The organism is Stenotrophomonas sp. FBCC-B152, from assembly GCF_059134105.1.
Genome location: NZ_CP101442.1, coordinates 217,847 through 230,607 on the forward strand (window position 1 = coordinate 217,847; position 12,761 = coordinate 230,607).

15 protein-coding genes, 1 other RNA gene and 1 riboswitch are annotated in these 12,761 nt (G+C 68.1%); of the genes, 8 read left to right on the forward strand and 8 right to left on the reverse strand.

Annotated elements, in window-relative coordinates; translation table 11 throughout:
* Window positions 1-3: 3 nt before the first annotated feature.
* From NMB40_RS00955 to NMB40_RS00965, 3 genes are all read right to left on the reverse strand, one after another.
* Entirely contained in the window at window positions 4-330 is a 327-nt protein-coding gene (locus NMB40_RS00955; RefSeq protein WP_282248013.1) for a helix-turn-helix domain-containing protein, read from the reverse strand.
* Complete coding sequence (locus tag NMB40_RS00960; protein ID WP_494359871.1) at window positions 327-671, reverse strand: hypothetical protein; 345 nt, start codon at window positions 669-671, stop codon at window positions 327-329. Before NMB40_RS00960 ends, NMB40_RS00955 begins: the two co-directional genes overlap by 4 nt.
* A gap of 196 nt (window positions 672-867) precedes the next feature.
* Window positions 868-1,500, reverse strand: a complete 633-nt coding sequence (locus tag NMB40_RS00965; protein WP_494359872.1) for an outer membrane beta-barrel protein — start codon at window positions 1,498-1,500, stop codon at window positions 868-870.
* A gap of 154 nt (window positions 1,501-1,654) precedes the next feature.
* Window positions 1,655-1,799: riboswitch (FMN riboswitch) on the forward strand.
* A gap of 76 nt (window positions 1,800-1,875) precedes the next feature.
* On the opposite strand from NMB40_RS00965, the gene NMB40_RS00970 reads away from it, so the two are divergent.
* The 5 genes from NMB40_RS00970 to thiL all read left to right on the forward strand — a co-directional run bounded on the left by NMB40_RS00970 (window position 1,876) and on the right by thiL (window position 5,596).
* Complete coding sequence (locus NMB40_RS00970) at window positions 1,876-2,487, forward strand: riboflavin synthase (RefSeq protein WP_282248011.1); 612 nt, start codon at window positions 1,876-1,878, stop codon at window positions 2,485-2,487.
* Window positions 2,484-3,581: a 3,4-dihydroxy-2-butanone-4-phosphate synthase gene (ribB, locus tag NMB40_RS00975; RefSeq protein WP_494359873.1), complete on the forward strand. Its 1,098-nt coding sequence runs from the start codon at window positions 2,484-2,486 to the stop codon at window positions 3,579-3,581. The genes NMB40_RS00970 and ribB overlap by 4 nt, the downstream gene beginning before the upstream one ends.
* A gap of 80 nt (window positions 3,582-3,661) precedes the next feature.
* Window positions 3,662-4,129, forward strand: a complete 468-nt coding sequence (gene ribH, locus NMB40_RS00980; RefSeq protein WP_068854542.1) for a 6,7-dimethyl-8-ribityllumazine synthase — start codon at window positions 3,662-3,664, stop codon at window positions 4,127-4,129.
* The gene (gene nusB / locus NMB40_RS00985) at window positions 4,126-4,605 is read left to right on the forward strand and encodes a transcription antitermination factor NusB (protein WP_494359874.1); all 480 of its coding nucleotides are present in this window, start codon (window positions 4,126-4,128) and stop codon (window positions 4,603-4,605) included. The genes ribH and nusB overlap by 4 nt, the downstream gene beginning before the upstream one ends.
* A gap of 19 nt (window positions 4,606-4,624) precedes the next feature.
* On the forward strand, window positions 4,625-5,596 hold the full coding sequence (thiL, locus tag NMB40_RS00990) for a thiamine-phosphate kinase (RefSeq protein WP_494359875.1): 972 nt from the start codon (window positions 4,625-4,627) through the stop codon (window positions 5,594-5,596).
* On the opposite strand, the gene NMB40_RS00995 is transcribed toward thiL, so the two are convergent.
* The 3 genes from NMB40_RS00995 to NMB40_RS01005 are packed head-to-tail and all read right to left on the reverse strand — an operon-like array spanning window position 5,583 to window position 9,120.
* Entirely contained in the window at window positions 5,583-6,974 is a 1,392-nt protein-coding gene (locus tag NMB40_RS00995; RefSeq protein ID WP_494359876.1) for an FAD-binding oxidoreductase, read from the reverse strand. The genes thiL and NMB40_RS00995 overlap by 14 nt on opposite strands.
* Window positions 6,975-7,016: 42 nt before the next feature.
* Complete coding sequence (locus tag NMB40_RS01000; RefSeq protein ID WP_494359877.1) at window positions 7,017-7,397, reverse strand: YraN family protein; 381 nt, start codon at window positions 7,395-7,397, stop codon at window positions 7,017-7,019.
* Between the two features lie 4 nt (window positions 7,398-7,401).
* Entirely contained in the window at window positions 7,402-9,120 is a 1,719-nt protein-coding gene (locus tag NMB40_RS01005) for a penicillin-binding protein activator (protein WP_494359878.1), read from the reverse strand.
* A gap of 68 nt (window positions 9,121-9,188) precedes the next feature.
* On the opposite strand from NMB40_RS01005, the gene rsmI reads away from it, so the two are divergent.
* Both rsmI and rnpB read left to right on the forward strand, forming a co-directional pair.
* Window positions 9,189-10,010: a 16S rRNA (cytidine(1402)-2'-O)-methyltransferase gene (rsmI, locus tag NMB40_RS01010; protein WP_282245874.1), complete on the forward strand. Its 822-nt coding sequence runs from the start codon at window positions 9,189-9,191 to the stop codon at window positions 10,008-10,010.
* Window positions 10,011-10,133: 123 nt separating this feature from the next.
* An RNA gene (gene rnpB / locus NMB40_RS01015) (RNase P RNA component class A) lies at window positions 10,134-10,485 on the forward strand.
* Between the two features lie 125 nt (window positions 10,486-10,610).
* Here the strand turns inward: rnpB and NMB40_RS01020 are convergent.
* Together NMB40_RS01020 and NMB40_RS01025 are read right to left on the reverse strand one after the other, a co-directional pair.
* Window positions 10,611-11,099 carry a DM13 domain-containing protein gene (locus NMB40_RS01020; RefSeq protein ID WP_494359879.1) on the reverse strand — a complete coding sequence of 163 codons (489 nt, stop codon included), beginning with the start codon at window positions 11,097-11,099 and terminating at the stop codon, window positions 10,611-10,613.
* Window positions 11,100-11,189: 90 nt separating this feature from the next.
* The gene (locus NMB40_RS01025; RefSeq protein WP_494359880.1) at window positions 11,190-11,981 is read right to left on the reverse strand and encodes an NRDE family protein; all 792 of its coding nucleotides are present in this window, start codon (window positions 11,979-11,981) and stop codon (window positions 11,190-11,192) included.
* Window positions 11,982-12,308: 327 nt separating this feature from the next.
* On the opposite strand from NMB40_RS01025, the gene mraZ reads away from it, so the two are divergent.
* Complete coding sequence (mraZ, locus tag NMB40_RS01030) at window positions 12,309-12,755, forward strand: division/cell wall cluster transcriptional repressor MraZ (protein ID WP_070207774.1); 447 nt, start codon at window positions 12,309-12,311, stop codon at window positions 12,753-12,755.
* The last annotated feature ends 6 nt before the right edge of the window (window positions 12,756-12,761 follow it).

A 12,761-nucleotide genomic window follows, 5' to 3' on the forward strand; every position in this document is an offset into this window, starting at 1 on the left:
GAGTTACGCTGCCGCCGCACCCAGGGCTGCGAGATGCTGCACGGTCTGCGGATAAGCCTGGACAAGCCGGATCAGCGTCGCCGCCTGCGCATTGGGCCGCGCACGCCCTTGCTCCCAGTTCTCAAGGGTGCGTGCGTTGGTCCGCAGGTACATCGCGAAGATCGATCTCGACATGTTGAGCTTCTCGCGAATGGCGATGAGCTCGTCTGCAGCCAGCGGGGGCAGCGCAGCCAGTTTTACCGCATGTGTGCGCAGGGTGACCTTGCCCCCCCGCGCGTGGGCGAGTTCCTCCATCCCCTCGACCAGCTCTGCGAAAATGTCTCGTTTCATCTTGGGCTCCTCGCCTTCCGCTCCTCATCCAGCAGCCTTGAAAGAAGCTGCCGTTGTGCCGGATCCAGGTCGTCCTGGATGCCTTTGCCATACACCGTGAACAACCAGAACTGCGCACCATCGGGCCACCAGTAGTAGATCAGCCGCAGGCCCCCGCGCTTCCCACGCTGGCGACCTTCATCAGCAAGCCGAACCTTTCGCAGCCCACCCGTGCCCACGATCAGATCGCCGCGCTCCGGTTCGCGCATCAGCCACTGCTGCAGCTCACGAAAGCCCGCGTCATCCAGGTGCGCTGCCCGGTTACGGGCGAATCCAGCCAGTTCCACAAACACTGCATGCATGAGTGTACGTTATCTGCGTATGGTTTCATGTGAACGATACGCAGGGCCCGGCCCGTCTTTCCGGGCGCAGGTCACATCCCGGTTGCGCTGCCGAACGTAGAATCAATCGACTCGCGCGAATCGATAGGCAATAAAAAACGGGCCCCTTGCGGGGCCCGTCGATCATGGCGCGGGTTAGCGCTGCCCGATCAGTAACTTAGAAGCTGGCGCGCACGCCGACCGAGTACTGGGTGATGTCGTCGAAGTACTGGACTTCGCCGATCAGGCCCCAGTTGCGGTTGAAGCTGACCTGGCCGCCGAGGGTGCCGATCCACTCGCCGTCCATGTCGCTGCCGTCGATGTAGCCGGCCTTCAGCCAGGCTTCGGTCGCGCGCGAGGGCTTGCCACGCAGGCCCAGCGAACCGCGCCCCGCATTGGTGTGCACCTTCTCGGTTTCGCTGAACTCGCCATCTTCGAACTTGACTTCGTTGTTGATGCGCATCCACGCGATGTCCGCGGTGAAGTCCAGGCGGTCGGTGAACGGCATGTGGTAGCCGATGCCGGCCTCCGGCTGGTCGATGGTGTTCTTGATGCGGTACTCGCCGATGCTGTCTTCCAGGTGGTAGGTCTCGGAAACAGTGCTGTAGCCGCCGAACACATACACCTGCTCGGCGATCGCGAACGAACCGCGGATGAAGCCGCCGTCCAGCTTGGGGTTGCTGCCGGGGGTGCTGACCTGCAGCTGGGTCCAGCCACCTTCAACGTAGCTGTAGCTCATGGCATCGGCAGCAGAGGCGGCCATCGGAGCGGCGGCCAGCAGGGCGGCGGCCAGGACGAGCATCTTGCGCATCGGAATTCCTTGGAGATTGAGGTCCATTTCAGCCAGCCCGTCGTGGGCGGCAGGGCGGCGGTCATCGCCGCGCGGCGCATCTTAACAAATTGTTTACAGAAAGCGAGCGCTCAGCCAGCGCTGTTACAATGGCCGCGCCGGTTCGCCGGTATACAAACGTCTTCAGGGCGGGGTGCGATTCCCCACCGGCGGTAGGTGCGCAAGCACGAGCCCGCGAGCGCTTCCGGCCCCGCCGGAAGGTCAGCAGATCCGGTCCGATGCCGGAGCCGACGGTATAGTCCGGATGAAAGAAGACGGTGCTACAGGGCCTGCATGGCCCTGCGCCCGCCTGTTTGCCTTGCGGCGTTTTTCGCTCACTTTTCGCGGAGAACGTTAGTGTTTACTGGAATCATCGAAGGCGTCGGCCATGTGGCCGCACGCGATCCCCTCGGCGGCGATGTCCGCTTCACCTTCCATGTCGGCAGCCTGCCGTTCGAGCTCGTGCAGCTGGGCGAGAGCATCGCCATCAACGGCGTGTGCCTGACCGTCATCGCCTTTGACGGCACCTCGTTCCAGGCCGATGCCTCGACCGAGACCCTGGGCCTGACCACGCTGGGCCAGCTGGCGCCGGGTGCGGTGATCAACCTGGAGCGCGCCATGCGCCCGACCGACCGCCTCGGCGGCCACCTGGTCAGCGGCCACGTGGACGGCCTGGGCCAGGTGCTGTCCATCCATGAGGACGCGCGCGCCCAGCGCTGGCGCTTTGCCGCGCCGGCCGGCCTGCTGCGCTATGTCGCCAAGAAGGGCTCGATCTGCGTGGACGGGGTCAGCCTGACCGTCAACGAGGTGGATGATGCCGGCTTCGAGGTCGCGCTGATCCCGCACACCGTGGCCAACACCGCTTTTGCCGCCACCGGCGTGGGCAGTGCGGTCAATCTCGAAATCGATCTGGTCGCCCGTTACGTCGAACGGCTGGTGGCCCCCCAGGTACAGGACATCCGCGCATGAATTTCGCTCCCATCCCCGAGATCCTCGAGGACATCCGCCTGGGCCGCATGGTGGTCATCGTCGATGACGAAGACCGCGAGAACGAAGGCGACCTGATCATGGCCGCCGAGCTGGTCAAGCCGTCGGACATCAACTTCATGGTCACCCACGGCCGCGGCCTGGTGTGCCTGCCGCTGACCCGCGAGCGTGCCGCCGACCTCGGCCTGGCGCCGATGGTGCAGGCCAATACCGCCCAGTTCCAGACCAATTTCACCGTCAGCATCGAAGCCGCCGAAGGTGTCACCACCGGCATTTCGGCCTACGACCGCGCGCATACCATCCGCACGGCGGTGAAGCCCGATGCCAGGCCGGCCGACCTGCACCAGCCGGGCCACATCTTCCCGCTGATCGCCCAGCCGGGCGGCGTGCTGACCCGCGCCGGCCATACCGAAGCGGGCGTGGACCTGGCCATGCTGGCCGGGCTGGAGCCGGCCGGGGTGCTGGTGGAGATCCTCAACCCCGACGGCAGCATGGCGCGCCGCCCGGAGCTGGAGGTGTTCGCGCGCGAGCACGGCCTGAAGATCGGCTCCATCGCCGACCTGATCGCCTACCGCCTGGCCACCGAGAAGACCGTCGAACGGGTCGATGAGCGTGAGATCGACACCGAGTTCGGCCCGTTCAAGCTGGTGACCTACCGCGACCGGATCGCCCACGACCTGCATTTCGCCCTGGTCCGCGGCACCCCCGACACCCAGCCGACCCTGGTCCGGGTGCAGGTGGAGAACCCGCTGGCCGACCTGCTGCACTGGCGCCGCGACGATTTTGGCGTGGCCTCCACCGACGCCCTGCGCGCCATCGCGGCGGCCGAGCGCGGCGTGATGGTGGTGCTGTCGGCCCCGCGCGACAGCAACAGCCTGCTGGCCCGCCTGCGCCAGCAGCCGCAGCCGGTCACCCCGGGCAAGGACAAGGACGTGAGCCAGTGGCGCCGCAACGGTGCCGGCGCCCAGATCCTGTCCGACCTGGGCCTGGGCCAGCTGCGCGTGCTGGGCACCCCGCGCCGCCAGATCGGCCTGGCCGGCTACGGCCTGGAAGTCGTCGAGACTGTCACGCCGTGACCTGACCCCAACCGTCGTACCTCCGGGCGATGCCCGGCGGTACGGTAGAATGTCCCTCTTTATTGAATGACCTGCCGATCATGAGCCACTACGAAGGCGATCTCCGGACACCGGAACAGGCCCGTTTCGCCATCCTCGCCAGCCGCTGGAATGCCCGCATCACCGACGTGCTGGTGGCCGGCGCGCGCCAGAGCCTGGCCGGCAACGGGATCCAGGAAGCAGCCATCGACGTGATCCGGGTGCCCGGCGCGTGGGAACTGCCGCTGGTCGCCGCGCGCCTGGCGGCGGCGCATGAACATGCCGCGATCATCGCCCTGGGCTGTGTGATCCGTGGCGACACCCGCCACTACGAACACGTAGCCGACCGCTGCGCCGAAGGCCTGATGCGCGTGCAGCTGGACTTCGGCGTGCCGGTGCTCAATGGCGTGCTGGCGGTCGAACGCGCCGAGGATGCCGAGGCGCGCGCCGGTGGCAGCCACGGCAACAAGGGTGAGGAAGCCGCACTGACGGCGTTGGAAATGGTCAATCTTCTGGAGCAGTTGCCGTGAACAAGTCAAACCCGGGCAAGCCCTCCGGCAAGCCGGTCCGCCGCGATGGCATCGACCCGGTGCTGCGCTCGCGCGCGCGCCGTCGTGCCCTGCAGGCGATCTACGCCTGGCAGATCTCCGGCGGCAACGCACAGTCGGTGGTCGCCCAGTTCGCGCACGAGCAGGCGCGCGAAATCGCCGACCTGGCGTACTTCGAAGCACTGGTGCACGGCGTGCTCGACTACAAGAAGGACCTGGATGAAGCGCTGCTGCCGTTCGTGGACCGCAGCATCGACGAAGTGGACGCCATCGAACGCGCCGCGCTGCGCGTGGCCGCGTTCGAGCTGCGCTACCGCATGGACGTGCCGTACCGCGTGGTGATCAACGAAGCCATCGAATCGACCAAGAAGTTTGGTTCCGAACACGGCCACACCTACGTCAACGGCGTGCTCGATCGCGCTGCGGTGGAGTGGCGCAAGGTCGAAAGCGGGCACTGAGCCGGGTCGGGGAACGCATATGTCCCTCGCCGAATTCTCCCTGATCGAACGCATCCGCACGCGCACCCGCGCGCGTGCCGATGTGGTGCTCGGCATCGGCGACGATGCCGCGCTGCTGCAGCCGCGTGCCGGCGAGCAGTTGGTGGTCACCGCCGATACGCTCAACAGCGGCGTGCACTTCCCGGCTGAAACCCCGCCCTACGACATCGGCTGGAAGACCCTGGCGGTCAACCTGTCCGACCTCGCCTCGATGGGCGCGCGGCCGGCCTGGTGTGTGCTGGCGCTGTCGCTGCCCGACGCGGATGCGGAATGGGTGGACGCGTTTGCCGACGGCTTCTTCGCGCTGGCCGACGCCCACGACATCGTGCTGATCGGGGGCGACACCACGCGCGGACCGCTGTCCTTGTCGGTGACGGCGATGGGGCAGGTGGCGCCCGGCACCGCACTGCGCCGCGATGGCGCACGGGTGGGTGACGATGTCTGGGTCAGTGGCACGCTCGGCGATGCCGCCGTGGCCCTGCGCGCCTGGCAGGGCGGCACCCTCGACGTGCGCCGCACGTCCGACGATGCGCAGGTCGACTTCCTGCGCCAGCGCCTAGCCCGCCCCACGCCGCGCGTGGCGCTCGGCTGCGCGCTGGCGGGCGTGGCGCATGCGGCGGTCGACATTTCCGATGGCCTGCTGGCCGACCTGGGCCACATCTGCGAACGCAGTGGCGTCGGTGCCGAGCTCGACCCCGAACGCCTGCCGGTATCACCGGCCGCACGCGCCCGCGTCGGTCAGTCGCATGCCCATGAGGCAGCGCTGCGTGGTGGCGACGATTACGAACTCTGTTTCACCGCAGCGCCGGCCCAGCGCACTGCCATCGACGCCCTGGCCACGCGGCTTGCACTGCCGCTTACCCGCATCGGCGAGATCGTGCCAGGCCACGGCGTCAGCACCGGCGGCGACGCCACCGGCCCGCGCGGCTACGAGCACTTCACCGAACTGTAGGCGGCAACACCTTGCCCGGATTGAGGATGCCATCCGGATCCAGTGCCGATTTGATCGCCCGCATCGCCGCCAGCGTGGCCGGTGAAAATGCCTGCGCCATGAAGTCGCGCTTGGCCAGGCCGATCCCATGCTCGCCCGACAGCGTGCCGCCCAGTGCCAGGGTCAGTTCGAAGATCTTCGGCAGCGCTGCCTGCGCACGCGCGTTCTCGTCCGCATCGTCCGGGTGGTACAGGATGTTCACGTGCAGGTTGCCGTTGCCGGCATGGCCGAAGGTGACAATGGTCAGCGCGTACTGCCGTGCCAACGCCTGCACACCGGCCACCAGGTCGGGAATCCGCGACACCGGAACCACCACGTCTTCGTTGATCTTGCCCGGCGCGATGCTGCGCAGCGCAGGCGACAGCGCCTTGCGCGCGGCCCACAGCTTCTCGCGCGCGCTGCCTTCCATCGCCACGTCCAGCGCCAGCATGCCGTCGCCTTCGGCAGCCGTGGCGAGGGCCTGCAGCAGATAGGGCAGGGTGTCGTGGTCGCCATCGGCTTCGACCAGCAGCATCGCACCGGCCTCGGGCACGTCGGCGCCATTGCGGCGCAGCAGCTCCAGGCTGCGTGCATCCATGAATTCCAGGCGGGTGGGCACCACCGGCTGCGCCATCAGGCGCGACACCGCCGACGCGGCCGCATTCGCATCGCGGTACAGCACCCGCAGCCCGGCCTGCGTGACCGGCAACGGAGTCAGCTTCAGCGTGGCTTCCACGATCAGGGCCAGGGTGCCTTCGCTGCCCACCAGCAGGTGGGTCAGGTCGTAACCGGTGGCGTCCTTGGTATAGGCACCGCCGCACTGGATCAGCTCGCCCGCGCCGGTCACCGCGACCAGCCCGAGCACGTTGTCGCGGCTGGTGCCGTACTTCACCGCGCGCGGGCCGCCCGCATTGCAGGCCAGGTTGCCACCGATGCTGCAGATGTCGGCGCTGGACGGGTCCGGTGCCCAGAACAGTCCGTGCTCGACCAGCGCATGCTGCAGGTCGCCGTTGAGCACGCCCGGTTCCACCACCGCGCAGCGGTTGCCCGGTTGGATGTCGAGGATGCGGTTCATGCGCGCGAACGACAGCACGATGCTGCCGTTGACCGGCACCGCCGCGCCCGTGGTGCCGGTGCCGGCGCCGCGCGCCACCACCGGCACGCCATGGGCGCGGCAGGCGCGCACGATCTGCAGCACCTGTTCGCGGTCGTGCGGCAACGCCACGCCATTGGGCAGCGCATGCCGCCAGGAGTTGTCCTGCGCATGTGCGGCCAACGTGGTGGCATCGGTGCGCCAGCCATCGTCACCGAGCAGTGCCTGCAGGGTGGTGGCAAATTCAGCAGGCAGAGTCGTCGTCATTACAGCCATCCGGTAGCGCGGCCCATCGGGCGGCCCTCAAAGTCATCGATCGAAACCACAGTCTTCCAGCCGGAACGCATCCCGCAACCAGTCCAGGCGCGGCGGGTCGCCACTGGCATCGATCACGTCGAAACGGCAGGCCCCCTGCGCCAGCGCCGGATGCGACTGCAGGAACAGCTGTGCGGCCAATACCAGTTTGCGCCGCTTGCGCAGGTCCACCGAGGCCGCGCCACCGCCAAAATCGGCAGTGGCGCGATAGCGCACTTCCACGAATACGGTGATGTCGCCGTCGCGCATCACCAGGTCCAGCTCACCGCCCTTGTAGCGGACATTGCGGGCGATCGGGGCCAGCCCGGCACGCCGCAGGTGCGCCAGCGCGGCGGTTTCCACCGCCGCCCCGCGCTGTGCCCGCTGGCTGGGCATGGCCTCAGTTGTTGCTCACCGGCATCGGCCGGCCACCGCTGAAGGTCGACCACGCCGGCACCCGCAGCACGTTGCCGTTGCTGTCCAGGAACAGGGTGCCGGTGGCACCGGCCAGGCCGCCTTCGGTGGCCACCTTGTCCAGGTAGGCGCTGATCTTCCAGGCGTCGAAACCGAACGCGAACAGGCGACCGGCCGCACCGCGCGCAGTCGGCAGGATCTGCCCGGCAGTCGCGGCCGAGGGCAGGCCGGCCACGCCGCGCACGTTCCAGGCTTCGTTCGGGTAGACGATGCCGTCCAGCGCCATGTCTTCTTCCGGCTTGCCGGTGCCCAGGGTCAGCTGCGAGGTGCCCACGCGGCTGGCGCCGCCCGCGCCGGCCAGCGCCAGCTGCGGGGCCAGTGCGCGCGCCTGCGGTGCCTTCACCGCCAGCAGCACGCCGTCCACCGCGCCAGCGGCACGCACCTGCGCGCCGATATCGCCCACGGTCTCGCCCACGCCCACGGTCGCCAGTACCTGGCCGCCGCGCTGGGTGAAACGCTCGCGGAAGGCGGCGGCGGTACGGCGGCCGTTGTCGTCATTGCTGTGGAGCACCAGCACCTTGCTGCGTTCGCGGCTGCGCAGGTATTCGGCGGCGATGATGCCGTCGTCTTCCGGCGCCAGCGAGAAACCGGCGCTGCCGGCCGGCGGGCTGCTCTTGCCACGGTTCAGCGCCAGCACCGGCACCGGCAGTTCGGTGCGGCCGAACACGGCGTCCACCTCGTCGCGGCCCAGCGGCCCGACGATGAAGTCCACGCCGGCAACGACGGCCTTGTCATAGGCGGCCACGGCGCCGGCCGGGGTGCCGGCGGTATCGATGAACTGGATGTCCGGGCGCTGCCGGCTTTCACCGTAGTAGCCGCTGAGCAGGCCGTCGCGCACCGGCTGCGCGGCGGTGGCCAGGCGGCCGCTGAGCGGCAGCAGCACGGCCATCTTCATCGGCGGGCGGTAACCATCGCTCATCGCCGGCGGGCGCTTGCTGGTGTCGAACTGGGCCACGCCATCGCGGTCGAACGGGCGCGGCAGCGGCAGGCCACGCGCGATCAGGGCGCGGCCGGCGAAGTTGTACAGCGGCTCGTTGGCCGGCAGCGCGGCGGCGCGAGCGCGCAGGGTGGCATCGTCCAGCGTGCCGAGCAGCCCGGCGATGGCCTGCTGGTTGTCGGTGCGGGCCTGGCCGGTCAGCGCGGCGTGCGCGCGGGCGCGTTCGGTGGCCGCGCCGATCGCATCGCCGGTGGCCTGCAGTGCATCGGCGCGGGCCAGCTGCCAGCGCGTGCGCAGCGGCGGCGCCACGGTGTCGGAGGATTCCTTCAGGAACGCCAGCGCCTGTTCCGGCTGCTTGTCGGCCAGGGCCAGCTCGGCGCTGGTCAGGTGGAAGCGCTGCAGGCTGGCGCCGCTGAGCTGGCGCGCGGTGACCTGGGCCAGCAGGCTGCGCGCGCGGGCGTTGTCGCCGGCCTCGTGCCAGGCGAAGGCCGCATCGGCCAGCGCGGCGCTGCGGGCGTTGCCGCGCAGGGTGTTGGCCAGTGCTTCCAGCTGTACGGCGGCATCACGCGGCTTGCCCTGGTCGATCAGCGCCAGTGCCTGGCTCTGCGCCGGCGATTCCGGGGCGCTGGTCAGGCTGGTCGTGGCGCAGCCGGCAAGCAGCAGCAGCGACAACGACAGGGCGGAGATCCGTGCGGCGGGCTTGTTCATGATCAGGTCCATTCGAGGGTGGCTCGTACACGTTAGGATTCTACCCTTGACCTGTGAGTGCCGTTGCGATGAGTGCTGTCCCTACGCTGTATGTCGTTGCCACCCCGATCGGCAACCTGTCCGACCTGACGCCGCGGGCGCAGGAGGTGCTGCGTTCGGTGGCCGCGATCTGCGCCGAGGACACCCGCCGCAGCGGCCAGCTGCTGGCCCACTTCGGCATCCAGCAGCCGCTGGTGGCGCTGCACGACCACAACGAGGAAGTGCTGGCCCAGCGCATCGTGGCGCGGCTGCAGGCGGGCGAATCGCTGGCGCTGGTCAGTGACGCGGGCACGCCGCTGGTGAGCGATCCCGGCTACCGGCTGGTCCGTGCCGCGCGCGAGGCCGGCATCCGGGTCAGCCCGGTGCCCGGGGCCTGCGCGGCCATTGCCGCGCTCAGCGTGGCCGGCCTGCCCAGCGACCGCTTCACCTTCGAAGGCTTCCTGCCGGCAAAGGGTTCCGGCCGCCGCGAACGCCTGCAGGCGCTGGCAGGGGAAACCCGCACGCTGGTGTTCTACGAATCCTCACACCGCATCGCGGAGTCACTCGCGGACATGGTTGCCGCATTCGGCGCGACGCGACCCGCGGTGCTGGCGCGCGAACTGACCAAGCTGTTCGAGACCGTGCTCGACGGCGACCTGGCCAGTCTGCTGCAGCAGGTCGAAGCCGACGACAACCAGCGCAAGGGCGAATTCGTGGTGATGGTGCAGGGCGCGGCCAACGACGAAGAAGCCCAGCTGGCCCAGGGTCGCCGCCTGTACGCCAAACTCAGCGAACACCTTCCGCCGTCGACGGCAGCCAAACTGGCCGCCGAACTCACCGGCGCCCCGCGAAAAGCCCTCTACGGCTCATAACGACGTATCCCGATCCCACCGGTGCCCGTAACGGTTCGTAGTGCCAGGCCCTGCCTGGCAACCGCGCAACGCGCGGCTCAAAATTCCGGAGCCGGACCAATAAGGTGTTAACCTACGGTTGGCAGAGTCGGCCAGGCAGTCGCGTCATTCCTTCGGGAATGCCGAGGAAAGTCCGGGCTCCGCAGGGCAAGGTGCCAGGTAACGCCTGGGCGGCGCGAGCCGACGGAAAGTGCAACAGAAAGATACCGCCTACGTTCCCTTCGGGGAGCCGGTAAGGGTGAAATGGTGCGGTAAGAGCGCACCGCGAGTCTGGCAACAGACCGGCACGGCAAACCCCACCTGGAGCAAGACCAAATAGGGTCCTCATGGCGCGGCCCGCGTCGGGACCGGGTAGGTTGCTTGAGCGCCACGGTGACGTGGCGCCTAGAAGAATGACTGTCCACGACAAAACCCGGCTTATCGGCCGGCTCTGCCGCTTTTTCCGCCGACGGCGGAAAAAGCGCCCAACATCTGCGGCGCAGATGTCGGGTCCCCGGGGCATATCCCCAATTCCCCGCGCCTGTCGGCGCGCCCCCTTTACTAAAGGGGGCTCCCCGTTCGTCAGGATTGTGGCCCCATCCGGTATTGGGCGGCTGAGATGAACTGGCTGAAGGCTTCGCACCACACCACCACGGTGGTGTAGTCGTCGATGTCCACGTGGTCGGGCACGTCCAGCAGGAAGCGGTTGAAGGTCTTTACGTCACCGATCAGGGTGGCGTCCTTCTTGATCCGCAGAAAATCCCCGCGGGTGTCGACGTACTCCCGCGAGAGGTACACCTTGTAATCCGGGCCAGGGCCCATGCGGCCGTCGAAGGCGATCTGGTCGTGGCTCACGCTCACTTTGCCGTCGGCCCAGTGCACCGCGTCGCTGCCCTTGAGGTCGCGGCGGAAACGGGCTTCATGGGTGCTGTTGGCCATGGCTTCGGCAACGCTGGCGGCGCTGGGTCCGTCGGGTGCAGTGAGGATCGGCAGCAGGTACACGCCGCTGCCGAAGCCGGCGGCCAGGGTCAGTACGTGGGTGGCAAGGAACAGGGTGAGTCGTCGATTCATCAAGGGTCTCGGCTGGAGCGCGCCAACGGCGCCGGTACCAGACAAGAGTGGCGAGCGGGCCGGATCGATCCGCGCCCCGCGCCGCTTCATTCACCCGGCAGCGGGGCTGGGCAGTGGCCCGGGCGTGCCGACCGTGAGCGCGGTTTCGCCGATGCACGCGCCCGACGGGTCGAAGCGACGTTCGCGGATGAAGCCCTGGCCCTGCGCGTCCAGCGCGATCACGGTGCTGGCCCGGGTGCCGTACTCCGGGCTGCGGATGAAGGCGGCCGACAGCCAGCGCTCGCGTTCCAGGCCAATGCCGGTGTCGGGCAGGCGGGCATCGTCGGCGCGGTCCTCGTTGGCCAATGCTGCCCACAGTGGCGCGAGATCCTCGCGACCGGCGTCTGCCCAGCCCTGCAGGGCGGCATTCAAGGCCAGGGTCTTCGGCCACGGCGCATCCAGCGGACCGTTGGACATGCCGTGGATACCCGGGGCCAATGCCTGGCGCAGCAGCGGGTGGTTGCCCAGGAACTGGCAGCTGTCCCGATTGGCCAGCAGCAGGTTGAACGGGGCAAAGGCCGGCGCGTTGCCGGCCAGAGTGTCGGCAAACGCGGCCGCGGAACCGGTGCCGCGCAGGTAGTCCGCCACCAATGCGCCGCGCGACGGGCCGGTCTGCCGGGCCAGCGGGTCGCGCACGTTGGTCACCACCGCCATCCGCCCGTCCAGGCCCACGCCGGCCCAGGTGCCGCCGGAGCGCAGGTCGCGCCCGGCCAGCACGCCGAGGTCGGGGGCTGGCCACGCGGCCAGCCCGGCGGTCGGGCGCGCATGGAATTCATCGCGGTTGCCAGCCATCAGCAACTGCCAGCGGGGGTGGACCTTCCAGGCCAGGGCGAGCAGACACATGCCGCGCATTGTGCCGGGTTTGCGCGCACGAACGGGCCGGATGCGGCGTGGGGGCCGATGAATGCGCGGCGGTGTTTCACGCGCTCTCCACACCCCTGAACTTCGGCCCAATCTCAAAAAATGAGACGAAACAGCAACTTGTGGATAAGCCTTGAACAAGTCTCTAAACATTGCTGCAAGCCCTTGATGTCCAAGGTGATTTCCCCTTCGCAAAACTGTTGACAACCCAATCGTCACTGCTAAGGTGGGCAACAGAGGAGAAACCGGGTTTTTTGTGGTTTTTCGTGGTTCAATGTTTCACCGGGCGAAGGAAAAGGTGCACGCGTCGTGTTTCAAGGCGAGACGGCCATCACGGTTGACGATAAAGGACGCATGGCGGTTCCCACCGCGCATCGCGACCTCGTCGCGCGTGTGAGCAACAACCGCCTGGTCCTGACCTACAACCCCTTCGAGTCCGGCTGCCTCTGGCTGTACGCCGAACAGGAGTGGGAGCGGGTCCGCGACGACGTCATGGCCAAGCCCAACACACAGCGCGTCGTGCGCCTGCTGCAACAGAAGCTGGTCGGTTCGGCCGCGCATCTGGAGCTGGATGGCAACGGCCGCATCAGTATTCCGGCAAGCCACCGCGGCGCTGTTGGCATTGAAAAGAAGGCGGTGTTGCTCGGCATGGGCGACAAATTCGAATTGTGGAGCGAGCAGGCTCATCGCGCATTGATCCAGCAGACCTTGTCTGACACGGATCTGGGCGATGGGTTGCTCGACCTGAAGTTGTGACCCGGG